The 24,019-nt window shown below is 69.4% G+C and carries 18 protein-coding genes; 9 read left to right on the plus strand and 9 right to left on the minus strand.

Annotation, left to right across the window (positions count from 1 at the left end):
* The first annotated feature begins 68 nt into the window (after nucleotides 1-68).
* The gene (locus tag LZK98_RS10455; protein WP_233782249.1) at nucleotides 69-1,577 is read left to right on the plus strand and encodes an EAL domain-containing protein; all 1,509 of its coding nucleotides are present in this window, start codon (nucleotides 69-71) and stop codon (nucleotides 1,575-1,577) included.
* Between the two features lie 762 nt (nucleotides 1,578-2,339).
* Here LZK98_RS10455 and mfd read toward each other — a convergent pair.
* Together mfd and LZK98_RS10465 are read right to left on the minus strand one after the other, a co-directional pair.
* Complete coding sequence (gene mfd, locus LZK98_RS10460; RefSeq protein WP_233782250.1) at nucleotides 2,340-5,795, minus strand: transcription-repair coupling factor; 3,456 nt, start codon at nucleotides 5,793-5,795, stop codon at nucleotides 2,340-2,342.
* A 116-nt stretch (nucleotides 5,796-5,911) separates the two neighbouring features.
* Entirely contained in the window at nucleotides 5,912-6,178 is a 267-nt protein-coding gene (locus LZK98_RS10465; protein WP_233782251.1) for an FAD assembly factor SdhE, read from the minus strand.
* A 72-nt stretch (nucleotides 6,179-6,250) separates the two neighbouring features.
* Here LZK98_RS10465 and recG point away from each other — a divergent pair, with 72 nt between their 5' ends.
* The gene (gene recG, locus LZK98_RS10470; protein WP_233782252.1) at nucleotides 6,251-8,317 is read left to right on the plus strand and encodes an ATP-dependent DNA helicase RecG; all 2,067 of its coding nucleotides are present in this window, start codon (nucleotides 6,251-6,253) and stop codon (nucleotides 8,315-8,317) included.
* Nucleotides 8,318-8,459: 142 nt separating this feature from the next.
* Here recG and LZK98_RS10475 read toward each other — a convergent pair whose 3' ends face one another.
* The 3 genes from LZK98_RS10475 to LZK98_RS10485 all read right to left on the minus strand — a co-directional run bounded on the left by LZK98_RS10475 (nucleotide 8,460) and on the right by LZK98_RS10485 (nucleotide 10,507).
* Nucleotides 8,460-8,777 carry a PilZ domain-containing protein gene (locus LZK98_RS10475; RefSeq protein WP_233782253.1) on the minus strand — a complete coding sequence of 106 codons (318 nt, stop codon included), beginning with the start codon at nucleotides 8,775-8,777 and terminating at the stop codon, nucleotides 8,460-8,462.
* Between the two features lie 88 nt (nucleotides 8,778-8,865).
* Nucleotides 8,866-10,110: a tyrosine--tRNA ligase gene (gene tyrS, locus LZK98_RS10480; protein WP_233782254.1), complete on the minus strand. Its 1,245-nt coding sequence runs from the start codon at nucleotides 10,108-10,110 to the stop codon at nucleotides 8,866-8,868.
* A 34-nt stretch (nucleotides 10,111-10,144) separates the two neighbouring features.
* Nucleotides 10,145-10,507, minus strand: a complete 363-nt coding sequence (locus tag LZK98_RS10485; protein ID WP_233782255.1) for an ArsR/SmtB family transcription factor — start codon at nucleotides 10,505-10,507, stop codon at nucleotides 10,145-10,147.
* Nucleotides 10,508-10,613: 106 nt separating this feature from the next.
* Here LZK98_RS10485 and LZK98_RS10490 point away from each other — a divergent pair, with 106 nt between their 5' ends.
* The 6 genes from LZK98_RS10490 to LZK98_RS10515 all read left to right on the plus strand — a co-directional run bounded on the left by LZK98_RS10490 (nucleotide 10,614) and on the right by LZK98_RS10515 (nucleotide 16,997).
* Nucleotides 10,614-11,360, plus strand: coding sequence for a glucose 1-dehydrogenase (locus tag LZK98_RS10490; RefSeq protein WP_233782256.1), 747 nt, complete (start codon nucleotides 10,614-10,616; stop codon nucleotides 11,358-11,360).
* A gap of 197 nt (nucleotides 11,361-11,557) precedes the next feature.
* Complete coding sequence (locus tag LZK98_RS10495) at nucleotides 11,558-12,070, plus strand: DOMON-like domain-containing protein (protein WP_233782257.1); 513 nt, start codon at nucleotides 11,558-11,560, stop codon at nucleotides 12,068-12,070.
* Nucleotides 12,067-13,263, plus strand: a complete 1,197-nt coding sequence (locus LZK98_RS10500; protein ID WP_233782258.1) for an exo-beta-N-acetylmuramidase NamZ family protein — start codon at nucleotides 12,067-12,069, stop codon at nucleotides 13,261-13,263. Before LZK98_RS10495 ends, LZK98_RS10500 begins: the two co-directional genes overlap by 4 nt.
* Nucleotides 13,264-13,309: 46 nt before the next feature.
* The gene (locus LZK98_RS10505; RefSeq protein WP_233782259.1) at nucleotides 13,310-14,488 is read left to right on the plus strand and encodes a hypothetical protein; all 1,179 of its coding nucleotides are present in this window, start codon (nucleotides 13,310-13,312) and stop codon (nucleotides 14,486-14,488) included.
* A gap of 35 nt (nucleotides 14,489-14,523) precedes the next feature.
* The gene (locus LZK98_RS10510) at nucleotides 14,524-15,636 is read left to right on the plus strand and encodes a DUF2336 domain-containing protein (RefSeq protein ID WP_233782260.1); all 1,113 of its coding nucleotides are present in this window, start codon (nucleotides 14,524-14,526) and stop codon (nucleotides 15,634-15,636) included.
* Nucleotides 15,633-16,997 carry a sensor histidine kinase gene (locus LZK98_RS10515; protein ID WP_319937484.1) on the plus strand — a complete coding sequence of 455 codons (1,365 nt, stop codon included), beginning with the start codon at nucleotides 15,633-15,635 and terminating at the stop codon, nucleotides 16,995-16,997. Before LZK98_RS10510 ends, LZK98_RS10515 begins: the two co-directional genes overlap by 4 nt.
* A gap of 150 nt (nucleotides 16,998-17,147) precedes the next feature.
* On the opposite strand, the gene LZK98_RS10520 is transcribed toward LZK98_RS10515, so the two are convergent.
* Together LZK98_RS10520 and gltX are read right to left on the minus strand one after the other, a co-directional pair.
* The gene (locus tag LZK98_RS10520) at nucleotides 17,148-18,434 is read right to left on the minus strand and encodes a citrate synthase (protein ID WP_233782261.1); all 1,287 of its coding nucleotides are present in this window, start codon (nucleotides 18,432-18,434) and stop codon (nucleotides 17,148-17,150) included.
* 34 nt (nucleotides 18,435-18,468) lie between these two features.
* Nucleotides 18,469-19,896, minus strand: a complete 1,428-nt coding sequence (gltX, locus tag LZK98_RS10525; protein ID WP_233782262.1) for a glutamate--tRNA ligase — start codon at nucleotides 19,894-19,896, stop codon at nucleotides 18,469-18,471.
* Nucleotides 19,897-19,924: 28 nt separating this feature from the next.
* Between gltX and LZK98_RS10530 the strand changes: the two genes are divergently transcribed.
* Nucleotides 19,925-22,096, plus strand: a complete 2,172-nt coding sequence (locus LZK98_RS10530) for a ComEC/Rec2 family competence protein (protein WP_233782263.1) — start codon at nucleotides 19,925-19,927, stop codon at nucleotides 22,094-22,096.
* Here the strand turns inward: LZK98_RS10530 and lexA are convergent.
* Complete coding sequence (gene lexA, locus LZK98_RS10535) at nucleotides 22,090-22,755, minus strand: transcriptional repressor LexA (RefSeq protein ID WP_233782264.1); 666 nt, start codon at nucleotides 22,753-22,755, stop codon at nucleotides 22,090-22,092. The two genes, LZK98_RS10530 and lexA, sit on opposite strands and share 7 nt — an antisense overlap.
* A 55-nt stretch (nucleotides 22,756-22,810) precedes the next feature.
* Nucleotides 22,811-23,992, minus strand: a complete 1,182-nt coding sequence (locus LZK98_RS10540; RefSeq protein WP_233786555.1) for a molybdopterin molybdotransferase MoeA — start codon at nucleotides 23,990-23,992, stop codon at nucleotides 22,811-22,813.
* Nucleotides 23,993-24,019 lie beyond the last annotated feature (27 nt).

Raw genomic sequence — 24,019 nt, forward strand, 5'->3', positions numbered from 1 at the left:
TTTTCTTCATTCCTTTCGGCGAGAAGCGTTGCGCCTCTCCGCAGGGGAGGACGCGTGAGGGGGTATTCTTGGTCGAATCGCACGGCAAGCCGTTGTTCATCCTGTCCTTTCGCCAACGCGACGAGCTGGCGGCGGCGACGACGCGCGGCGGCTGGCGGCCGGTGGCGGCGCGGCGGAGCGAAGGTGCGGCGCGGCGGCTGGTGGCGAGCGGCGCGGCGGTGGCGGTGATCGATGCGCGCGGTGCCCTCGACGAAGGGCTCGCCGCGACGCGGATGCTGGGCGAGGCGGTTGCCGCGGACGGGCGGGCGCTGCTGGTGCTCGTGTCGCACAATGATGCGGCGGCATTGCCGGAGTTCCGGGCGGCGGGGGCGACGCATTTCCTGGTGAGCCCGATGCGCGAGGTCGAGCTGCAGGAAGCGATCCGCTTCGCCGAGCGCCACGCCCAACGCGCTTCCGGCGGCTGGATCACGGAAACGCAGCCGAGCGAGCCGCTGGCCTGGCGCTACGATCATGCGCGCCGCTCGCTCCAGCTTTCGCCCGCGCTGGCGGCGAGCCTGGAGGCGCCGGCGGATGCGAGCGTCAGCCAGATGCTGCGGCGGGTGCGCGAGGATCGGCCGCTGCTCGCGGCAGCATTGCGGCGGCTGGAGCAGCGGGAGAGCGCGACCTTCGCCCACGACTTGCCGGGCGTGGGGCGGGTGGTCGAGCACATCCAGCGCGACCCGCGTACCGGACGGCTCCATGCGCTGATCGAGCCGTTGGGCGAGACGCCCGATGCCAGCGCGGAGATGCGCGACGTGTTCCCGCGCCGCTCGCGGTCGCTGGCGACGCTGGCGGAGGAACTGCCGCGTGCCTTTGCCGAGCACGAGATCGACGTGCTGTTCCAGCCGCAGGTGGTGTGCGCGACCGGGCAGATCGTCGGGGTGGAGGCGCTGGCGCGCTGGCACCATCCCCGGCTGGGCGAGATCGGAGCGGAGGCGCTGATCGCGGCGGCGGCGCGGGCGGGGCAGGGGCCGGTGCTGTCGGGCTATCTCCAGAATCGCGCGCTCGGCGCCGCTGCCGGGTGGGCGGGGGCGCTGGCGCGGCTCAAGCTGTCGATCAACGTCACGGCGGAGGATCTGGCAGCGCCGGGATTCGGGGCGACGATGCTGGAGCGGATTGCCGCGCACGGCATCGCGCCGGAGCGGGTGACGGTCGAGGTGACGGAGAGCGGACTGATCGAATCGCTCGAATCGGCCACGGAGGCGCTGGAGATGCTGCGCGGCGCCGGATGCCTGATCGCGATCGACGATTTCGGGACGGGCTATTCGAGCCTCGCCTATCTCAACGCGCTGCCGCTCGACGTGTTGAAGCTCGACAAGCGGATGACGCAGCAGATGGTGAGCTCGCCGCGCGAGCGGATCGTGGTGCGCGGGGTGATCGGCATGGCGCGGTCGCTGGGGCTGTCGGTGGTGGCCGAGGGGGTCGAGACGCGGGAGCAGCTCGACCGCGTGATCGCGGAAGGGTGCGACCTCTACCAGGGGTATCTGTGTGCGCCCGCGGTGGACAGCGCGCGGTTGGCGGAACTGGTCGGGGCCTGAGCGGCGATATTGTCGCGGGAGCCCTCCACCGCTTTCGGTGATCCGTCTCTCCTTCGTCATTCTCGCGAAGGCGGGAATCCATTGTCGCTGAAGCGGATGAGAGCCACTACCGCCAGCCAGAATGGATTCCCGCCTTCGCGGGAATGACGAAGATTGGGATATCACGCCAAACTACGTCACTACCAAAAATGTTGACTAACTTGACTTGCCGCATGTGTGTGCGAGCCACTCCGCTGGAGATGCGGTGTGAAGGCGACAGGGACGCGACAGGGACGCGACAGGGACGCGACAGGGACGCGACAGGGACGCGACAGGGACGCGACAGGGACGCGACAGGGACGCGACAGGGACGCGACAGGGACGCGACAGGGACGCGACAGGGACGCGACAGGGACGCGACAGGGACGCGACAGGGACGCGACAGGGACGCGACAGGGACGCGGCGCCGACGCGACTTGGACAGGATCTACGAACTCAAAGAGCAGGCCAGTGCCGCAGCGGCACCGGGCTCGGTAAGCCAAGCAGGCGAAATCCTACATTGCAAGCCAGGGCGAAGAGTTCGTGGCCGCCCGTTCCAGGGCCGTGCTGCCAGTCAATCCTCCCCCGCCAGGGGGAGGTGTCAGCCACAGGCTGACGGAGGGGGAGGACGGCGATCCGCTATCGATGTGCTTCCTCCCCCTCCGTCACGCTTCGCGTGCCACCTCCCCCTGGCGGGGGAGGATTGAAGAAGGCCACCTTCCCCGCGGTTCTGAATCCCCCCGCCTAACCCGCCGCCTTCGCCAGCCCGCGCGAGAGCTGGAGCGCGCCGTTGAGCCGCGCCTTCGGGTCGGCCCAGGCACGGTTGATAACGAGGCGATGATCGGGGCGCAGCTTTGCGGTGTCGCCGAGGCGCGCGACATAGGCGAGCAGGCCGTCGATGTTGGGGAACCTGTCCTCGTGGAAGCTCACCAGCGCGCCCTTGGGGCCGACGTCGATCTTGGCGACGCAGGCGTGCTTGGCGTTGAGCTTGATCTCCATGAGGCGCAGCAGGTTCTCGGTCTCGTCGGGGAGTTTGCCGAAGCGGTCGATCATCTCGGCGGCGAACGCCTCCAGCCCGGCGACCTCGTCGATCTCGTTGAGGCGGCGGTAGAGGCCCATGCGCAGGTCGAGATCGGGGACGTAGACGTCCGGAATCAGGATCGGCGCGTCGATGGTGATCTGGGGGCTGAAATCGGTGGGGCGCTGGAGCGCTCCGCCGGCGCGGGCTTCGAGGATCGCCTCCTCCAGCATCGACTGGTAGAGTTCGTAGCCGACCTCCTTGATATGGCCGGACTGCTCGTCGCCGAGCAGGTTGCCGGCGCCGCGGATGTCGAGATCGTGGCTGGCGAGCTGGAAACCGGCGCCGAGCGATTCGAGGTCGGAGAGCACCTTGAGCCGCTTTTCCGCCGCCTCGGTCATCAGCCGTTCGGGCGGCGTGGTGAGATAGGCGTAGGCGCGCGTTTTCGCCCGGCCGACGCGGCCGCGGAGCTGATAGAGCTGGGCGAGGCCGAAGCGGTCGGCACGGTTGACGATCATCGTGTTGGCGGAGGGGATGTCGATCCCGCTCTCGATGATGGTGGTCGAGACCAGCACCTCGAACTTCTTGTCGTAGAAGGCCGACATCCGCTCCTCGACCTCGGTCGGGGACATCTGGCCATGGGCGACGACGTAGCGGACCTCAGGCACCGCCTCGCGCAGGAACTCCTCGATGTCGGGCAGGTCGGCGATGCGCGGGGTGACGACGAAGCTCTGGCCGCCGCGATAATGTTCGCGCAGCAGCGCCTCGCGCAGCACGACCGGGTCCCAGGGCATGACATAGGTGCGCACCGCGAGGCGATCGACCGGCGGGGTCTGGATCACCGACAGCTCACGCAGGCCGGACATCGCCATCTGCAGGGTGCGCGGGATCGGGGTGGCGGTGAGGGTCAGGACGTGGACGTCGGTCTTGAGCGCCTTCAGCCGTTCCTTGTGGGTGACGCCGAAGCGCTGCTCCTCGTCGACGATGACGAGACCGAGCCGCTTGAACTCGATGCCCTTGGCGAGGAGCGCATGGGTGCCGACGACGATGTCGATCTTGCCCGAGGTGAGTCCTTCCTTGACCGCCTTGGCCTCATTGGCGGGGACGAGGCGGGAGAGGCGGCCGATCTCGATCGGGAAGCCTTCGAAGCGTTCGCGGAAGTTGTTGTAGTGCTGGCGGGCGAGCAAAGTGGTCGGGCACACCACCGCCACCTGCATTCCCGCCATCGCCGCGACGAAGGCGGCGCGCAGCGCGACCTCGGTCTTGCCGAAGCCGACGTCGCCGACGATCAGCCGGTCCATCGGCTTGCCGGCGGACAGGTCTTCCAGCGCATCGGCGATGGCGCGGTCCTGGTCGTCCGTCTCCTGATAGGGGAAGCGGTCGACGAAGGTCGCGAAGCCGGTGGCGTCGGGCTCGGCGACCTCGGCGGGGCGCAGCGCGCGTTCGGCGGCGGTCTTGATGAGCTCGCCCGCGATCTCGCGGATGCGCTCCTTCATCCGCGCCTTGCGGCGCTGCCACGCCTCGCCGCCGAGGCGGTCGAGGGCGGCGCCTTCTTCGCTGGAGCCGTAGCGGCTCAGCACCTCGAGGTTCTCGACCGGCACGTAGAGCTTGTCGCCGCCGGCATAGGTGAGCGCGACGCAATCGTGCGGCGCCCGTTGCACCGGGATCTGCGTCAGCCCTTCGTAACGGCCGATGCCATGGTCGACGTGGACGACGAGGTCGCCGGGCGACAGCGTGGCGAGCTCGGCGAGGAAGGCGTCGGCCGACTTGCGGCGCTTCTGCCGGCGGACGAGGCGGTCGCCGAGCATGTCCTGTTCGGTGAGTAGCGCGACATCGGGCGCGGTGAAGCCGTGGTCGAGCGGGAGGACGATCAGGGCGGTGCCCTTGTCGCCCGCCGCCTGCGCTTCCTGCCAGCTGTCGACGAGGCGGAGGCCCTTGAGATCATGGTCTTCAAGCAGCCCCTTGAGGCGCTCGCGCGAACCCTGGGAATAGCTGGCGAGGACCGTCTTGCGGCCCGCCGCTTTCACATTGGCGAGGTGGGCGACGACCGCCTCGTAGACATTCTTGCCGCCCGACCGCTCGGGCGCGAAGTCGCGGGGGCCGTCGACGTTGAATTCGAGGACGGTCGCGCTCTCGGGCTCGTGGAAGGGGGTGGCGACATGCGCGGGCGTGGCTTTCAGCGCCTCGGCCCATTCCTCCGACGTCAGGTACAGCGCGTCGGGAGCGAGCGGGCGGTAGCTGCCTGGCTCGGCGCCGGCGGCGCGCATACGATTGGCATGATAATCGGCGATCGCCTCGAATCGCGCTTCGGCGGCGCCGGAAACGCCGGTGTCGCGGACCACGACGGCGCCGTCCGGCAGATGATCGAACAGCGTCTCCAGCCGCTCCTCGAACAGCGGCAGCCAATGCTCCATGCCGGCGAGGCGGCGGCCGTCGCTCACCGCCTCGTAGAGCGGGTCGCCGGTGGCGGTGGCGCCGAACTTCTCGCGGTAGCGGGTGCGGAAGCGCTTGATCGAGTCCTCGTCGAGCAGCGCTTCGGAGGCGGGGAGGAGGGTGAAGCCCGGGACGGTGCCGGTGGTGCGCTGCGTGGCGGGATCGAAGGTGCGCACCGTCTCGATCTCGTCGCCGAAGAAATCGAGGCGCAGGCCCTGCTCGGCGCCCGAGGGGAAGAGGTCGACCAGGCCGCCGCGGACGGCGAACTCGCCCGCGTCCGCGACGGTTTCGGTGCGGACATAGCCGTTAGCCTGGAGGAGGGCGGTCAGGCGGTCGAGCGAGATGCGTTCGCCTGGGGCAAGCCTGGCGACGAGCTGGCGGATGCGGAACGGGGTGAGGGTGCGCTGGGCGGCGGCGTTGGCGGTGGTGACGAGGAGGCGGGGCGCCTTCGCCGGCTGCTGGAGCGCGTGGAGCGTCGCCAGCCGCTCCGACATCATCCTCAGCGTCGGCGAGGCGCGGTCGTAGGGCAGGCAGTCCCAGGCCGGGAAGGTCAGTATCTCCAGCTCCGGCGCGAAGAAGGGCGCGGTTGCCGCGACCTCGCGCATCGCCGCTTCGTCGGGGACGATGAACACCGCACCGCCCTTGGCCGCGCGGGCGAGATCGGCGAGCAGCACCGGCTGGAACCCGGTCGCCACGCCGGCGAGGGTGAGGGGGGATCTGGCGGAGAGGATTTTATTGAGGTCGGACATTTCACTTCTTTCGCCCCTCCCTTCAGGGGAGGGGTTAGAGGTGGGGCGGTGCAACTGGCGATTGGCTTGCGGCCAGGCCCCACCCCAACCCCTCCCCTGAAGGGGAGGGGCTTTGGCTATCTCGCGATCGGAACGTAACTGAGGGTCTTGAGTGCGGTCATCATCTCCCCCTGCCAGCGCTCGGGGACCGGCTGCGTGCCCATCGCCCAGGCCATGATGTCAACGTCCTGCTCCTCCAGGAACGCCTCGAACCAGGCGATGTCGGCGTCGCTCCAGCCGGTGGCGTGGGCGTCGAAGAAGCCGCCGATCATCAGGTCGGCTTCCTTGGTGCCGCGGTGCCAGGCGCGGAAGCGCAGGCGCTTGAGGCGGTGTTCGCGGTCCATGAGACTCCAACGACGAATGGCCGGCAGCGCTGGTCGGAGCGGTCGGCGATGGGTAGAGATGGCGAGATAGCCATGCGTCCCGCCATCCTCAACCCGCTGTTCGCCGAAGTGACCGTCCTCAAGGGCGTGGGGGCCGGGCTTGCCAAGCCCTTGGAACGGCTGGGGATCGCGCGGGTGGTCGATGTCGCCTTCCACCTGCCGACAGGGTGGATCGACCGGCTGCCGCGCGAGGAGCTGGATGTCGCAGATGCCGGACGGGTGATCGCGATCACGCTGACCCCGGTCTCCTACCGCATGGGCGGCAGCGCGCGCAGCCCGGCGCGGGTGCAGGCGGTGGACGCCGGGGGCAATTACGTGAGCCTCGTCTATTTCGGCGGCAGCTCGGCGTGGGTGAAGAAGCTGCTGCCCCTCAATGAACCCCGGCGGGTGTCGGGCAAGCTCGAGACTTATGGCCAGGAGCTGCAGATCGTCCATCCCGACTATGTCGTGCCGCTCGAGGAAGCACCGGCGGCGGGGGAGCGCGAGGCGATCTATCCGCTGACCGAAGGCATGACCTCGCGCCGGCTCGCGGCGCTGGCGGCACAGGCGGTGGAGCGGGCGCCGGATCTGCCCGAATGGATCGAGCCGAGCCTCAAGGCGACGCGCGGCTGGCCCGGGTGGAAGGAGGCGCTGGCGCGCATCCATGCCGATCCCGCCGATGCGAAGGCGCGCGAGCGGCTCGCCTATGACGAGGTGTTCGCCAACCAGCTTGCGCTGCTGCTGGTGCGGGGCGAGGCGCGCTCGAAACGCGGCGTGCCGCTGGTAGGCGAGGGGCGTCTCAGGCAGCAGCTGCGTCTGCCTTATGCCCCGACCGGCGCACAGGCCCGCACGATCGCCGAGATCGAGGGGGACATGGCGCAGGCGCAGCCGATGCTGCGGCTGCTGCAGGGCGACGTCGGATCGGGCAAGACGCTGGTGGCGCTGATGGCGCTGCTGATCGCGGCCGAGGCGGGGGCGCAGGGGGCGTTGCTGGCGCCGACCGAGATCCTCGCGCGGCAGCATTTCGAGACGTTGCAGCGGATGCTTGCCGGGCTGCCGGTGTCGGTCGCGATCCTCACCGGGCGCGACAAGGGGCGGGCTCGGGAGGCGACGCTGATGGGGCTCGCCGACGGATCGATCGACATCCTGGTGGGCACGCATGCGATCTTCCAGGAAGGGGTGAGCTACCGGAAGCTGGGGCTGGTGGTGGTCGACGAGCAGCATCGCTTCGGCGTCGCCCAGCGGATGATGCTCCAGGCCAAGGCCGAGCGGCCGCCGCACCTGCTGGTGATGACCGCGACGCCGATCCCGCGCACGCTGACGCTGGCGCAGTACGGCGAGATGGACGTGAGCCGGCTCGACGAGATGCCGCCGGGACGCCAGCCGATCGAGACGCGGGTGATCTCGGACGATCGGCTCGACGAGGTGGTGGATGCGCTGGCGCGGCACTTGTCGAATGAAGGGCAGGCTTATTGGGTTTGTCCGTTGGTCGAGGAGAGCGAGAAGAGCGATCTCGCTGCCGCCGAAGCGCGGGCGGCGGCTTTGCAGGCGCGGTTCGGCGATCGCGTCGGGCTGGTCCACGGCCGGATGAAGGGGCCGGAGAAGGACGCGGTGATGGCGCGCTTCGCCGCGGGCCAGGTCGCGGTGCTGGTGGCGACGACGGTGATCGAGGTCGGCGTCGACGTGCCCAACGCGACACTGATCGTGATCGAGCATGCCGACCGGTTCGGACTCGCGCAGCTCCACCAGCTGCGCGGGCGCGTGGGGCGGGGCGGCGGACGGTCGGTGTGCCTGCTGCTGCGGACGGCGGGGCCGCTCGGCGAGACTTCCCGGGCGCGGCTGGCGCTGATGCGGGAGACCAACGACGGTTTCCGGATTGCCGAGGAGGACCTCAGGCTGCGCGGCGCCGGCGAGATGCTGGGAACGCGCCAGTCGGGCGAGCAGCAGTTCCGCCTTGCCCCGCCGGAGACGTTCGCCGAGCTGATCGGCATGGCCAACGGCGACGCGCGCCTGCTGGTCGACCGCGACGGCGGGCTCGAGGGCGAACGTGGCCAGGCGGCGCGGATCGCGCTCTATCTGTTCGAGCGCGACGCGGCGGTGGGATTGCTGCGGGCAGGGTAGCTACCAAATCCTCCCCGGCACGGGGAGGGGGACCGCCGCCGAAGGCGGTGGTGGAGGGGGGCCTCGGCGCCGGACTCGCTTGCGGCGAGCCCCCTCCACCATGCTTCGCATGGTCCCCCTCCCCGTGCCGGGGAGGATTTGGTCAGCTCTGTTTCACCAGCACCGCGATCAGCTCGTAATAGGCGGCGGCCCTGATCGGCCTCTCGAACAGGCAGCCGATGCGGCCGCCGAGCGACCAGCGGACCTCGCTCACCACAGACCCCACCATCGGCAGCACCAGCCGCAGCCGCTCACCGACGGCGATCTCGGTCTCGCAGCGCGCCATCATGCCGTGGGGCGAGATGTTGACGATCAGCAGCGGGAGCGAGCGGCCGTCGGCGGTGCCGGCGCGGGCGCGGTGATGGACCTCGTCGCGGGCCACCATCCGTTCGTCGGCATAGGCCAGGTTCCCGATCGTCATATCCGCTTCCCCGCTGGCGGGCCCATCTAGCCCGGCAGACATGAAAAGCTCTGCAATAAAGCTACTTAACGAGGTGTTGCGCCCCCCTTTAGCCGGCGACGAGCAGCCCGTGGTGCTTCTTGCCCGCCGAGATGCGGACCTGGCCATTGCCGACGCTGACGACGAATGTTTCGTCCGCGACCTTCTCGCCCTCGACCCGGGCGCCGCCGCCGGCGATCAGCCGCCGCGCCTCGCCCTTGGACGCGCAGAAGCCGAGGCCCACCAGCGCGTCGACGATGCCGATGCCGTCGCCCGAAACCGTGAGACTCGGCAGCGCGTCGCCGGCAGCGCCTTCCTCGAAGGTCTTGCGCGCCGTCTCGGCCGCCTCCTCGGCGGCGGCGCGGCCGCGGCACATGGCGGTGGCTTCGGTAGCGAGGATCTTCTTGGCCTCGTTGATCTCGGCGCCTTCCAACGCCTCCAGCCGGGCGATCTCGTCGAGCGGCAGGTCGGTGAACAGGCGAAGGAAACGGCCGACGTCGCGGTCGTCGGTGTTGCGCCAGAACTGCCAGTAATCGAAGTGCGGCAGCTGGTCCTCGTGCAGCCACACCGCGCCGGCCATGGTCTTGCCCATCTTGCCGCCGTCCGCGGTGGTGATGAGCGGCGTGGTGACGCCATAGACATCGGTCCCGTCCATGCGGCGGGCGAGCTCGATGCCGTTGACGATGTTGCCCCACTGGTCCGACCCGCCCATCTGCAGCCGGCAGCTGGCACGCCGCGACAGCTCCATGAAGTCATAGGCCTGCAGGATCATGTAGTTGAACTCGAGGAAGCTCAGCGATTGCTCGCGATCGAGCCGGAGCTTGACCGAATCGAAGCTCAGCATCCGGTTGATCGAGAAATGCTGCCCGACCTCGCGCAGGAAGGGGATATATTCGAGCCGGTCGAGCCATTCGGCATTGTCGACCATGATCGCGTCGGTCGGGCCCCCCGATTCCCCTTCAGGCGCGAAGGTCAGGAATCGCTCGAAGATGCGGCGGATCGAGGCGACGTTTCCGGCGATCACCTCCTCCGTCATCAGCTTGCGCGCTTCGTCCTTGAAGCTCGGGTCGCCGATCTTGCCGGTGCCGCCGCCCATCAGCACGATCGGCTTGTGCCCGGTCTGCTGGAGACGACGCAGCAGCATGATCTGGACGAGGCTGCCGACATGCAGCGACGGCGCGGTGGGATCGAAGCCGATATAGCCCGGCACCACCTGCTTGGCGGCGAGGGCGTCGAGGCCCTCGGCATCGGTGAGCTGGTGGATGTAGCCGCGCGTCGAGAGCAGGCGGAGCAGGTCGGACTGGAAATCGGTCATGATGCGCGCCGCATAGCCAATGCGCGCGCGTGCGTCAGCCCCGTGTCGGTTCGGACCCCGCCTGCGCCATTGGATCATTCTTCGCATAAGCGGCGAGAATGGCGGAGATCAGGCCGGGAAAGCGCGCATCCACCTCCGTGCAGCGCGAGGTGTTGCGTACCTCGACACCCTGCCGCTCGGACCGGATCAGCCCGGCCTCGCGCAGCAGCTTGAAATGGTGGGAGAGCGACGACTTCGGGATCACGCGGTCACCGATGTTGGCGAAGGCCGAGCAGGTCGGAGCGCAGCCGTTCCCGGCGATCCGGGCAAAAATGGCTACGCGCTCCGGATCGGAGAGCGCGTGGAGGATCGCCTCCACCGGCACGTCGTCGATCGAAGGGTGAAACAGCGGCCGCATGGTTTTTTTAGTTAGGGGGTCTTGAAGGTGAGTTCAACAGTTCCAGATTTCCGAACTATGGGAGTAAGGCGCCATTCCGGCGACCGGCCCATGAGGAATTGAAGTCATGTCGAAACTTGCAGGCAAGGTCGCGGTCGTCACCGGAGCATCCAAGGGTATCGGCGCCGGCATCGCCCGGGCGCTGGCCGCCGCGGGCGCCGCAGTCGTGGTGAACTATGCATCGAGCAAGGCCGGAGCGGATGCGCTGGTCGCGGACATCACCGCAGCGGGCGGGAAGGCGATCGCGGTACAGGCCGACGTGTCGAAGGCGGACCAGGCCCAGGGCCTGATCGATGCTGCGGTGAGCAGCTTCGGCCGGCTGGACGTGCTGGTCAACAATTCGGGCGTCTACGACTTCGCGGCGATCGAGGAGGTGACCGAGGACCATTATCGCAAAATGTTCGACGTCAATGTGCTCGGCCTGCTGCTGACCACGGGCGCGGCCGCAAAGCATCTCGGCGAGCGCGGCAGCGTGATCAACATCTCTTCGGCGGTCACCAGCGTGCTGATGCCGAACTCCGCCGTCTATACCGGCACCAAGGGCGCGGTGGACGCGATCACCGGCGTACTGGCCAACGAGCTCGGCCCCCGCAAGATCCGCGTCAACGCGATCAACCCGGGCGTGGTGGAGACCGAGGGCACGCATACCGCGGGCGTCATCGGATCGGAGCTGGAGAGCGGCTTCGTCGCGCAGACTCCACTCGGCCGGATCGGCCAGCCCGACGATATCGCGGATATCGCGGTCTTCCTGGCCTCGGACGACGCGCGTTGGCTGACGGGCGAGAAGCTCGTCGCGAGCGGCGGGCTGCGATAGGACGAACGGCTATGCAAATCCTCCCCCGCCAGGGGGAGGTGTCAGCCGTAGGCTGACGGAGGGGGAGGACGGCGAGCCATTATCGGCGTGCTTCCTCCCCCTCCGTCACGCTCCGCGTGCCACCTCCCCCTGGCGGGGGAGGATTGAAAAGGAGGCACGCATTGGCACCACGGCGCTCCCGGTCTAGCGCTATGTCCATGAAGTTGATCCCCCATCCCGCATCACCGCCTGACCGGGTGGATACTGTCCAGGTGGAGGCGGACATCCGGCGCGGGATCAGTGCGCTTGCCTATCGAGTCGTCGGTGGTTCGATCCGGGTTCCGTCCGCCGCGGAGCCGGTCCGCACCGACGGGTTGTGGCGGTTCACCTGTTTCGAGCTGTTCGTGAAGCCGGAGGATGGAGAGGAATATTTCGAGCTCAACTTCTCGCCCTCCACGCAATGGGCGGCGTATCGCTTCGACGGGTATCGCGATGGGATGCGCGACCAGCCGCTGGCGGCGCCGACCATCGAACCGATCGAGGATGGCATCCGCGTGACCGTCGATCTCGGTGGCCTGCCGGCGGGCGACTGGCGCGTCGCCCTGACCGCCGTCGTCGAGGAGCAGAACGGCACCAAATCCTATTGGGCGCTCGCGCATCCGCCGGAAAAGCCCGATTTCCACGACGACGCTTGCTTCGCCCTCGAACTCTCGGCAGCAGACGAGCCATGAAATTCGGTATCGATCGCCTGCTCGCCGACCCCGAGCTGCGCAAGCCGCTGGAGGGCAGGCGCGTCGCGCTGCTCGCGCATCCCGCCTCGGTGACGGCGGACCTCACCCATTCGCTCGACGCGCTGGTGGCGGCGGGGCTGAACGTCTCGGCGGTGTTCGGGCCGCAGCATGGGGTGCGGGGCGACCTCCAGGACAATATGATGGAGTCGCCCGACTTCACCGATCCCACTTACGGGATGCCGGTGTTCAGCCTCTATGGCGAGGTGCGGCGGCCGACCGGGCAGTCGATGCACACCTTCGACGTGATGCTGGTCGACCTGCAGGATGTCGGCTGCCGCATCTACACCTTCGTCACGACGCTGCTCTATGTGCTCGAGGCGGCGGCCGAGCACGGCAAGTCGGTATGGGTGCTCGATCGGCCCAATCCCGTGGGGCGCCCGGTCGAGGGGCTGATGCTGCGGCCAGGGTGGGAGAGCTTCGTCGGGGCGGGGCCGATGCCGATGCGGCACGGGCTGACGCTCGGCGAGATGGGCGACTGGTTCATCCGGCACTTCGGCCTGGACGTCGACTATCGCGTGATCGAGATGGAAGGCTGGCAGCCCGATGCGGCGCCCGGCTTCGGCTGGCCGCCCGAGCGGCCCTGGATCAACCCGAGCCCCAATGCCGCCAACGTCAACATGGCGCGTGCCTATGCCGGTACGGTAATGGTGGAGGGCGCGACGCTGTCCGAGGGGCGCGGCACCACCCGGCCGCTGGAGCTGTTCGGTGCGCCGGACATCGATGCGCGCGCGGTGATCGCCGAGATGCGCCGCCTCGCGCCCGACTGGCTGAACGGCTGCACGTTGCGGGATATCTGGTTCCAGCCGACCTTTCACAAGCATGTCGGGCAGCTCTGCTCGGGCGTGTTCATCCATGCCGAGGGGCCGGACTATGATCATCCGAGCTTCCGGCCGTGGCGGGTGCAGGCCTTGGGGTTCAAGGCGATCCGGCGGCTCTATCCGGACTACGATCTGTGGCGTGACTTTCCCTATGAATATGTGTTCGACAAGCTGGCGATCGACGTGATCAACGGCGGTCCGGCGTTGCGCGAATGGGTGGACGATGCCGCGGCGGCGCCGGGCGATCTTGATGCGCTGACGGTGCCTGACGAGGAAGCATGGAGCGCGGAACGGCGCGCCCATTTGCGGTACTGACGCTGGCGAATTGCGTCGGACGCAACGCTTCCCTATCGGCTCAGCCATGCTCGCCGGCCTGATTTTTGCGACCGAAGATGCGGAGGACCAGCCCGGCACGCTGGCAGCCACGCTGCCGTTCGGCGGATCGACGCTGATCGAGTATCAGGCGCGGCTGCTGGCGGCGGTGGGCGTCCGGCATCTGTTGGTCGTGGTCTCGCGGGTGACGCCGGCGCTGCTCGGCGCGACCAACCGCATCGGTGGCAAGGGCATGACGGTGGACGTCGTGCGCACCGCGCGCGAGGCGGCGGCCAAGGCGCATCCGCTTTCGCAGCTCATCGTCTTTGCCGACGGGCTGGTGACGACCGACGCGGTGGTCGAATGGATCGCGTCCGAGGCTCATGAGGCGCTGCTGGTCGCGCGCGACGGCGACGACGGCGCGGCGGGGGTGGAGCGGGTCGACAGCTCGCACAGCTGGGCGGGGCTGGCGCGCGTGCCGGCGGTGCGGCTCACGGACGTCGCCGTGATGCCGGAGGATTATGATTTCCAGTCGACCCTGCTCCGCCATTCCGCGCAGGCGGGCGCGGTGCAGCTGTTGCTGCCGCCGGCGACCGGACGCACCCGTCACGGTGTCGAGCGCAATGCGGCCGCGCTGCTCCGCCGCTCGAAGTCGGTGCTGGCCGCGCTCGGCGATCGGCGGACGGCGTGGGTCGACCGCTTCGTCTTCACGCCGATCACCGGCTGGACGCTGCCGCAGCTCGTCGCGCGCAGCGTGCCCGGGTGGGCGCTGCTGGCGGCGGGGGGCGTGCTGACGCTCGGCGGGCTTGTGTTGCTCTACCGTCTGATGGCGTGGCCGGGGCTGGCGCTGATCGTGGTTGCGACCGCGGCCTTCTCGACCGGGTCGATGCTGAGCTGGCTGCGCGGCGAGGATGCCCGTGCACGACTCCAGGAGCGGGCGATCGGGGCGGTGGCGGCGCTTGGCGCGTTGCTGCTCGGGTTCGCGGCGTGGCGCGGGTCAGGCGATACGGCGGGGATCGCGCTGGCGGTGACGCTGATCGGACTGGTCGCGCTCATCGAACGGGTGCAGGTCGAGCGGCGGCGCTGGTGGGGAACGCCTGGCGCTTATCCGTTGCTGCTGCTGCCGTTCGTGGTCGTCGGTTATCCGACGCTGGGATTGGTAGCGGCCGTCGTCTACGCGTTCGCCTCGCTCGCCCGGGCAATTGAGGACAGCCGGCAAAAGGCTTAGGCCCCCATTAACGACAGTCGGCATAGCAGAGAGCCATGTCGGAGATTTCCGAAGGCATTGCGGGAACGATCGGCCCCGATGCGCAGGCATTGCTTGCGCGGGCTGCCGGCGCGGAGGCGCGCGGGCGGCGGGCGCTGCGTGCGGCCATCGACGACGCCTTTCTCGCGCCTGAAACCCGACTCGACGATCGCGCGCGGATCGCGCTGATCGGCCTTGTCGACGCGCTGGCGACCGCGATCGGGCAGGACGTCCGCGATCATGCGGCGCGGGTGCTGATAGGGCGCGGCGAGGCGGGGCTTGCCGAGGCGTTGGCGGCCGGCTCCGTCGCGCTTGCCGATCGGCTGGCCGGAGCAGGCGTGCTGCGCGATCCCGAGCTGGTAGGCGAATGCCTGGCGCGGGTGCGGTGCGAGCTGATCGCCGCGGCGCTGCCCGCCGAAGCGCCGGCCGATCCCGATACGCCGAGCCTGGTCGTGCGCCTTACCGGCAGCACCGATCCTGTCGTGGCCGAGGCTGCGACGGCGGTCTTGGCGGGCGAGAGCCAGCGTCGCGCGATTGCGGAGGGCGGCGTGGTGAACGCCTCCGGCCTGCCGCCGGCGATCCATCGGCGATTGACCTGGTGGGTCGCCGCCGCGCTGCGCGAAGCCGCCGCAGCGGCGGCCGGCGATGCGCCCTCGATGCTCGATCGCGCGGTGATCGAGGCGGCGTTGCGCAACATCGCGGCCAATGAAGGGCAGGATCGGCTGGAAGCCGCGGCGATGCGGCTTGCCGAGGCGATCGACGCGCAGGCCGACGAGTTGCCGACTTTGCTCGACGAAGCCTTGCGCGATCGACGCGTCAGCCTGATGACCGCGTTTCTCGCCCATGCGCTGGGCGTCGACTATGAGATGGCGCGCGAGATCGTGCTTGATCCGACCGGGGAACGGCTGTGGCTGTCGCTGCGTGCGCTGGAGCTGCCGCGGCCGGCGATCGCGCGGGTCGGCTATCGGTTGTGCGAGGCCGATGGGCGGCGGGATCTCGACGGTTTTGCCGACATGCTCGACGTCGTCGCCGGCCTCGATCCGCGTAGCGCGCGCCGGGCGATCGCGCCGCTGACGCTGCATCCGGAGTTCCGGACCGCGCTGGCGGCGTTCGATGGGGGGCGGCCGTGAACGCGGTCGACACCACGCTGGTCCCGGTGATGGCGCGGATCGACGCGGACGGGCGGCTGGCGAGCGCGGAGCCGCGGCTGATCGATCTCGTCCGCCGCGCCGGTGGCGATCTGGGCGCACCGCTGCCTATCCCCGAGCTGGCCGCGCTGGCGCGGCTGGCGGTGCGGCTCGGCATCGCCATCGCGCGCGAGGTGACGGTGGCGGACGGATCGGACGATCTCGACCTGCTGGTCCGCGCCGAGCCCGATGCCGAGGGCGTCACGCTCGCCGCAAGCGGATGGTATGCGCGGCCGGCGTGGCGCGCGCCGGCGCCGGCCGTCCTGCCCGTCGCCGATCCGGTGGTGGGCGAAGACGACTGGCGGTGGGATGCCGATGCGGCTCTCAGGATCACCTATCTCCAGCCCGATGCGGGGCGGCGCTATGGCTTCGATGCGGCGGCGGCGCTCGGCGAGCCGCTCAATCGCCTGTTCGTGCTGGCGGAGGACGAGCAGGGTGCCCTTCCGATCCTGAATGCGGTCGCGGCGCAGATGCGTTTCGACGGTCAGCAGGCGGAGCTGCGCGGCACCGGGCGTCGCGTGCGGCTGTCGGCGGCGCCGCGGATCGACCAGCAGGGGCGGTTCGCGGGTTTCGTCGGCGTCGCGCATATGCTCGAGGACGTGACCGCCGATGATGATGCTCCGGCTGCGGCATTTCCGGAGGGTTTCGGTACGGAGCTGGGCCGTGCGCTGAGAGCGCCTCTCGAGCGGATCATCGCCAATGCCGACAGCATGAGCGCGGAGATCGAGGGGCCGCTCGCGGCAAGCTACACCGATTATGCGGGCGACATCGCCGCGGCCGGGCGGCACCTGCTGGGGCTCGTCGACGATCTGGTCGATCTGGAGGCGGTGGAGCGCGAGGACTTCACGATCCAGCCTGAGCCGATCGACCTGGCCGATGTCGCGCGGCGTGCGGCGGGGCTGCTCGCCGTGCGAGCGGCCGAGCAGCGCGTCCATATCGACAAGCCGGAGGCGGACGAGGCGCTGCCGGCGACCGGCGATTTCCGGCGCGCGTTGCAGGTGATGGTCAACCTGATCGGCAATGCCGTGCGCTATTCGCCGGCAGGCGGCACCGTCTGGGTGCGGTCGGGCCTTCAGGACAGCGCGGCGTGCGTGATCGTCGCGGACCAGGGCAAGGGCATCGCCCCCGAGGACCAGGCGCGTATCTTCGAGAAGTTTGAGCGGGTCGACGGGAGTGAGCCGGGCGGCAGCGGGCTCGGCCTCTATATCTCGCGGCGGCTGGCGCGGGCGATGGGTGGCGATATCCTGGTCGACAGTGCGCCGGGGCAGGGAGCGCGGTTCGTTTTTTCGCTGCCGGGGCGGTGATTCCATTCCTCCCCAAGCTTGCTTGGGGAGGGGGACCGCCGAAGGCGGTGGAGGGGACGACGGCGAAGCCGGCGCTGCGCGCCACCCCTCCACCACGCGACTGCGTCGCGCGGTCCCCCTCCCCGAGACAAGCTCGGAGAGGAACGGGAATCAGCGCTTGTCGATCGGAACGTAATCGCGCTCGGTCGGCCCGGTATAGAGCTGGCGCGGGCGGCCGATCTTCTGGTCGGGATCGGAGATCATCTCGTTCCACTGCGCGACCCAGCCGACGGTGCGGGCGAGGGCGAACAGGGCTGTGAACATCGTCGTCGGGAAACCGATCGCCGACAGGATCACGCCCGAGTAGAAATCGACGTTCGGGAACAGCTTCTTCTCGATGAAGTAATCGTCCTTGAGCGCGATCTCCTCGAGCTGGAGCGCGACGTCGAATACCGGGTCGGAGACGTTCATCGCCTTGAACACCTCGCGCACCGTCTTCTGCATCACGGTCGCGCGTGGATCGTAGTTCTTGTAGACGCGGTGGCCGAAGCCCATCAGGCGGAACGGGTCGTTCTTGTCCTTGGCGCGGGCGATATATTCCGGGATGCGCTCGGGCTTGCCGATCTCGCGCAGCATGTTGAGCGCCGCCTCGTTGGCGCCGCCGTGCGCGGGGCCCCACAGGCAGGCGATGCCCGCTGCGATGCAGGCGAAGGGATTGGCGCCCGACGAGCCGGCGAGGCGCACGGTCGAGGTCGAGGCGTTCTGCTCATGGTCGGCATGGAGGATGAAGATCCGGTCCATCGCCTTTTCGATCACCGGATCGACGACATAATCCTCTGCCGGCACGCCGAAGGTCATGCGCAGGAAGTTGCCGGTGTAGGAGAGGTCGTTCTGCGGATAGAGGAACGGCTGGCCGATCGTGTACTTGTACGCCATCGCCGCGATCGTCGGCATCTTTGCGATCAGCCGGTGGCTGGCGATCATCCGCTGGGTCGGATCGGTGATGTCGGTCGAGTCGTGGTAGAAGGCCGACAGCGCGCCGACCACGCCGCACATCACCGCCATCGGATGCGCGTCGCGGCGGAAGCCGCGGTAGAAGGTCGCGAGCTGCTCGTGCAGCATCGTGTGACGGGTGATGGTGTGGGTGAACTTGTCGAGCTCGTCCTTGCTCGGCAGCTCGCCGTTGAGCAGGAGGTAGCTGACCTCCATGAAGCTCGAATGCTCGGCGAGCTGGCCGATCGGATAGCCGCGGTGGAGCAGCACGCCGGCGTCGCCGTCGATGTAGGTCAGCGCCGATTCGCAGCTCGCCGTCGAGGTGAAGCCGGGATCGTAGGTGAACATCCCCGACTCGCCGTAGAACTTGCGGATGTCGATCACATCCGGACCCACGCTGCCCTTGCGGACGGGGTAGTCGTGGTTGCCGATCGCGATCGCGGGTTTGTCGGCGACTTCGCTCATGCGCGCTGTCCTTTTCTCTGTCCGGCCCAGGTGTTCAGGCCATGTGATCGGCGATCCGGGCCAGGCTCTCCTCGCGCCCGAGCAGCTCGAGCACGTCGAAGATCCCGGGCGAGGTGCGTCGACCGGTGAGCGCGGCGCGCAAGGGTTGCGCGACCGCGCCGAGCTTGATGCTCGCGGCCTCGGCGACCTCGCGGACCGCCGCTTCGAGCGCCTCCGTATTCCAACTCTCGACGGCGTCAAGTGCTGCATGGACCCGGGCGAGGACGGTGCGTGCCTCGCCTTCGAGCAGCGGTGCGGCGTCGGGCTCAATCCCTAGTGGGCGGGTGCGAAATAGAAAGGCGGCGCCGTCCGCCAATTCGAGGAGATTGGCCGCGCGCGGCTTCAATGCGGGCATGGCGCGGCGCAGCAATTCACGATGCGAATCCGTGACTTCGAAGTCGAGACGTCCGGCAACCAGATCGGCTAGCCTGCTATCGTCTGCGGCGCGGATGTAATGACCGTTCAGGTTCTCGAGCTTCTTCAGATCGAACCGCGACGGTGATTTTCCGACGCCATCGAGGTCGAACCAAGCGACCGCCTGCTCCTTCGAGATGATCTCGTCGTCGCCATGGCCCCAGCCGAGGCGGAGCAGATAGTTGAACAGCGCCTCGGGCAGCACGCCGAGCTCGTCGCGATAGGCATCGACGCCGAGCGCGCCGTGGCGCTTCGACAGCTTGGCGCCGTCGCCGCCGTGGATCAGCGGGATGTGCGCATAGGTCGGCTCCGGCCAACCCATGGCGTGAATGATGGTGAGCTGGCGGAAGGCGTTGTTGAGGTGATCGTCGCCGCGGATGATGTGGGTCACGCCCATGTCGTGATCGTCGACCACCACCGCGAGCATATAGGTCGGCGTGCCGTCCGAACGGAGCAGGATCATGTCGTCGAGCTCGGCGTTGGCGACCGCGACTCGGCCCTGCACCAGGTCCTCGATCACCGTCTCGCCCTCGCGCGGGGCCTTGATCCGCACTACGAACGGGCGGTCGGGCGCGGTGGATGGGTCGGCATCGCGCCAGGGGGACTGGAGGCGGAACGGTCGGCGCTCGCGCTCGGCGGCGGCGCGCGCCTCGGCGAGCTCCTCCTGGGTCATGTAGCAGCGGTAGGCGGCGCCTTTCTCGACCAGCTCGTTCGCGATCTCGGCGTGACGCTCGACGCGAGTCGACTGGAACACCGGCTCGTCGTCCCAGTCGAGGCCGAGCCAGCTGAGACCGTCGAAGATGACGTCGATGGCTTCTTTGGTCGAACGCGCCTTATCGGTATCCTCGATGCGGAGCAGCGCCTTGCCGCCGTGATGGCGCGCATAGAGCCACGAGAACATGCCGGTGCGGGCATTGCCGATGTGGAGGAACCCCGTCGGCGACGGGGCGAAGCGGGTGACGATTGCGGAACCGGACGCGCCCGCGCCCGAAGTCGATGTTGCGCCCAAGCGCGCATGCTCCCAGACTGTGAATTCAATGGCCAGCTCAGCCGCCGCGCCCCCTAGCACGCACCCTCCGCGGCGCCAAATCGTGTCCGATTGGCTGGGCGGGGCGGGTACGGCCGTCGAGCGCTGGCTGGAGGCGGAGCGTGATCAGCTTGTCCTGTGGCTGCCGGTGGCGGTGGGGGCGGGGATCGCCGCCTGGTTCGCGCTGCCTGATGCCGGACAGTGGACCGCGGTGGTGCTGGCCGGGCTCGGCATTGCAGCGGCGGGGGTAGTGCTGCCGGTCGGCGCGCGTGCCGGACGAGCGCTGCTGGTCGGCGGGATCGCGGTTGCACTGGGGTGCGGCCTGGCGTGGTGGCGGGCGGAACGCGTTGCGGCGCCGGTACTGGCGCGGCCGGCGATTACGCGCTTCACCGCGCGTGTCGAGCGGGTCGAGCCGCTGCCGGCGCGTGAGCTGGTGCGGTTGCGGTTAGCGCCGGTCGATGCGGTCGGGCTGCCGACGCATGTGCGGGTGAACCTGGCCGAGGCCGATGTGCCGCAGGGCCTGACGCGGGGCGCAGTGATCCGGCTGCGCGCGCGGCTGATGCCGCCGCCGGGGCCGGCCGTGCCTGGGGCTTATGACTATACACGCGTTGCGTGGTTCGATCGCATCGGCGCGACCGGCCGCGGATTCGCGCCGGTGGAGGTCGTGAAGGCCGGTGACGTGCCGGGGACAGACCTGCGCGCGCGGCTGTCGGCGCATATCCGGAGTCGCATCGAGGGGGCGGGCGGAGGCATCGCGGCGTCGCTCGCTACCGGCGATCAGGGCGGCATTCCCGAGGAGGATGCCGAGGCGATGCGCCGGTCCGGACTTGCCCATCTCCTGTCGGTGAGCGGGCTGCACATCACGGCGGTCGTCGGTGCGACGATGCTGCTGGTGCTGCGGCTCCTGGCGTTGAGTCCCTGGCTGGCGTTGCGTTTCCGCTTACCGTTGATCGCGGCCGGCGCGGGCGCGGTGGCGGCGATCGGCTATACGCTGCTCACCGGCGCGGAGGTGCCGACGATCCGAAGCTGCGTCGCGGCGCTGCTGGTGCTGGCGGCGCTCGCGATGGGGCGCGAGGCGGTGACGCTGCGGCTGGTGGCCGCCGGGGCGCTGGCGGTGATGCTGCTGTGGCCGGAGGCGGTGGCGGGCGCCAGCTTCCAGCTTTCGTTCGCAGCGGTGACCGCGATCGTCGCGCTGCATGAAGGCGGGCGGGTGCGCGGCTGGTTCGCCCCGCGCGAGGAGGCGCGGTGGCGCAGGATCGGGCGAGGATCCGCCTCGCTGCTGCTGACCGGCATCGTCGTCGAGCTGGCATTGATGCCGATCGGGCTGTTCCACTTCCACAAGGCCGGCTTCTACGGCGCGCTCGCCAATATCGTGGCGATCCCGCTCACCACCTTCGTGGTCATGCCGCTCGAGGCGTTGGCGTTGCTGCTCGATCTCGGCGGTCTGGGGGCGCCGCTGTGGTGGCTGTGCGGGCGGGCGCTCGACCTGCTGCTGTGGATCGCCCGGACCACTGCCCATGCGCCGGGCGCGGTCGCGGCGCTGCCCGCCATGCCGCGGGGCGCCTTCGCGCTAATGGTGGCGGGCGGGCTGTGGATAATGTTGTGGAAAACCCGTTGGCGGTGGTGTGGATTGGCGCCACTCGTATTCGGAGCCGCTTGGGCGCTGGCGACGCCGGCACCGGACCTGATCGTCACCGGTGATGGGCGGCATCTTGCCATCCGCACGCAGGGCGGCGGGCTGGCGCTGCTGCGCGAGCGCGCGGGGGACTATGTCCGCGACGTGTTGAGCGAAGGCGGAGGCGTCGACGGCGAGTTGCCGGTGCTCGACGATGTCGCGGGTACGCGCTGCAATATCGACCTGTGCCTGACGGAGCTGGAACGGGGCGGGCGGCGGTGGCGGGTGCTGGCGACCCGGTCGGCGTATCTCGTCGATCCACGGCCGCTGATCGCCGCCTGCCGGACGGTGGACGTCGTCGTCAGCGATCGCCGGTTGCCGCAGGGCTGTACGCCACGCTGGCTGAAGCTCGACCGCAGCTTCCTGGCGCGGTCGGGCGGGGTGACGCTGACCTTCGATCCGCCCAGGGTGAGGACGGTCGCCGCATCCGCCGGCCGCCATCCCTGGATCCGACCCGCCACCGTCCTGCCGCCTCGCGATCGGCAGGCCTCGGGTGCGGGTCAGTAGCGGCGGAGCAGGCCGGCGAGCTTGCCCTGCACGCGTACCTGGTCCGCGGCGTAGCGCTGCGGATCATAGGCGCGGTTGGCGGGATCGAGCCGGACCATCGCGCCTTCACGGTAGAAGGTCTTGAGCGTCGCCTCATTGTCGTCGATCAGCGCGACGATGATGTCGCCGTCGCGGGCGACGTCGGTGCGGCGGATCAGCGCATAGTCGCCGTCGAGAATACCCTTCTCGACCATCGAGTCGCCGGCGACCTCCAATGCATAATGCTCGCCTGCGCCGAGCAGCGCGGCGGGGACCGGCAGCATCGTCGCACCCTCCAGCGCCTCGATCGGCACGCCGGCGGCGATGCGGCCGTGCAGCGGGATCTCGATCACGTCGTTCGCCGGCTGCGGCAGGCGCGAAGGCGCCGTGGGCTGGACGGTTTTGGCCGCCTTCTTCGCTTCGGGGCGCTCGGGCATCTTGATGACCTCGAGCGCGCGGGCGCGGTTGGGCAGGCGGCGGAGGAAGCCGCGCTCCTCCAATGCGCTGATCAGGCGGTGGACGCCCGACTTGGACTTGAGGTCGAGCGCCTCCTTCATCTCCTCGAACGAGGGCGACACGCCCGTTTCCGCCAGGCGATCGGCGATGAAGCAGATGAGCTCGTGCTGCTTGCGCGTGAGCATTCGGTCCCTCCGTCCAGAACAGACACGGAACGTTTATGGATTGTTCCCCGTCCTGTCAAGCGAGGTCGAGGATTTCCACCGAGTCGCCTTCGACCGCTGCCGGCGCATGGGGCGGGCGGACGATCAGGCAGGTCGCGCGGGCGAGGGTGCGGAGCATCGAGCTGTCCTGGATGCTCGACGCATGGGCGCGGCCGCCGCGCAGCTCGGCGCGGAGATAGTCGGCGCGGGAATCGTTGGCGGGGAGCGGCTCGCCGAGCGGGACCGTGCGGGTGCGCGGCAAGGGATCGGCGGCGCCGGACAGGGCGGCGACCAGCGGCTTCAGGAACAGCGTGGCGGTGACGAAGGCGGAGACGGGATTGCCCGGTAGGCCGAGCACCACCGCATCCTTCAATCGCCCGGCCATCATCGGCCGGCCGGGACGCACCGCGACCTTCCAGAAGTCGATATCGGCGCCGGCGGCCTCCAGCGCGGGGCGGACGAGGTCGTGGTCGCCGACCGATGCGCCGCCGGTGGTGACGAGGACGTCGGCGTCGACCGCGGCGAAGGCAGCCGTAAGCACGTCCAGGCGATCGGGGAGGATGCCGAGCGGGACGACCGCTACCGGCAGATCGGCGAGCATCGTCGCCAGCATCAGCGCGTTGACTTCGTAGACCTGGCCGTCGCGAAGCGGTGCGCCGTGCGGCACCAGCTCGTCGCCGGTGGCGGCGATCGCGACGCGGACCGTGCGGCGGACGGCCAGCTCGGCATGGCCGCCCAGCCCCGCCAGCGCGGCGCGGGCGGGCGTGATGCGTTCGCCATTCGCAATGAGGACATCGCCCTCGGTGAAATCCAGCCCGCGTCGCCGGACGCTGCTGCCGGGGCGCGGCGGGCCCTCCCCGATGAGGTGGATCGTGCCGGCGCGGTCCTCTGCTTCCTCCTGCACGAGCACGGCGTCGGCGCCTGCGGGCATGACCGCGCCGGTGAAGATGCGCACCGTCTCGCCCGCGTCGATGCTGCCGGCATGGGGGTGGCCGGCGCCGCTCTCGCCGATTAGCCGGAATGGACCGGGGAGGTCGGCGAAGCGGATGGCGTAGCCGTCCATCGCGGAGAGATCGGCCGCAGGTTGGGTGCGGCGGGCGCGGACGTTCTCGGCCGCCCAGCGGCCGGCGGCAGCATGGAGCGATACGCGTTCGCTCGCGACCGGCGATGCGAGGGCCAGCAGCCGCGCCTGCGCCTCGGCGACGGGGAGGAGGGGAATCATCGGCCGATCCGTGGCAGGGGTTGG

The sequence above is a fragment of the Sphingomonas cannabina genome (genome assembly GCF_021391395.1).
GTDB lineage: Bacteria > Pseudomonadota > Alphaproteobacteria > Sphingomonadales > Sphingomonadaceae > Sphingomonas > Sphingomonas cannabina.

Excerpts from the sequence above, each read along its gene's own strand:
- mfd (WP_233782250.1), bottom strand. The coding sequence starts at position 5,795 with ATGTCCGACCTCAATAAAATCCTCTCCGCCAGATCCCCCCTCACCCTC.
- LZK98_RS10465 (WP_233782251.1), bottom strand. The coding sequence starts at position 6,178 with ATGGACCGCGAACACCGCCTCAAGCGCCTGCGCTTCCGCGCCTGGCAC.
- recG (WP_233782252.1), top strand. The coding sequence starts at position 6,251 with ATGCGTCCCGCCATCCTCAACCCGCTGTTCGCCGAAGTGACCGTCCTC.
- LZK98_RS10475 (WP_233782253.1), bottom strand. The coding sequence starts at position 8,777 with ATGACGATCGGGAACCTGGCCTATGCCGACGAACGGATGGTGGCCCGC.
- tyrS (WP_233782254.1), bottom strand. The coding sequence starts at position 10,110 with ATGACCGATTTCCAGTCCGACCTGCTCCGCCTGCTCTCGACGCGCGGC.
- LZK98_RS10485 (WP_233782255.1), bottom strand. The coding sequence starts at position 10,507 with ATGCGGCCGCTGTTTCACCCTTCGATCGACGACGTGCCGGTGGAGGCG.
- LZK98_RS10490 (WP_233782256.1), top strand. The coding sequence starts at position 10,614 with ATGTCGAAACTTGCAGGCAAGGTCGCGGTCGTCACCGGAGCATCCAAG.
- LZK98_RS10495 (WP_233782257.1), top strand. The coding sequence starts at position 11,558 with ATGAAGTTGATCCCCCATCCCGCATCACCGCCTGACCGGGTGGATACT.
- LZK98_RS10500 (WP_233782258.1), top strand. The coding sequence starts at position 12,067 with ATGAAATTCGGTATCGATCGCCTGCTCGCCGACCCCGAGCTGCGCAAG.
- LZK98_RS10505 (WP_233782259.1), top strand. The coding sequence starts at position 13,310 with ATGCTCGCCGGCCTGATTTTTGCGACCGAAGATGCGGAGGACCAGCCC.
- LZK98_RS10510 (WP_233782260.1), top strand. The coding sequence starts at position 14,524 with ATGTCGGAGATTTCCGAAGGCATTGCGGGAACGATCGGCCCCGATGCG.
- LZK98_RS10520 (WP_233782261.1), bottom strand. The coding sequence starts at position 18,434 with ATGAGCGAAGTCGCCGACAAACCCGCGATCGCGATCGGCAACCACGAC.
- LZK98_RS10530 (WP_233782263.1), top strand. The coding sequence starts at position 19,925 with ATGGCCAGCTCAGCCGCCGCGCCCCCTAGCACGCACCCTCCGCGGCGC.
- lexA (WP_233782264.1), bottom strand. The coding sequence starts at position 22,755 with ATGCTCACGCGCAAGCAGCACGAGCTCATCTGCTTCATCGCCGATCGC.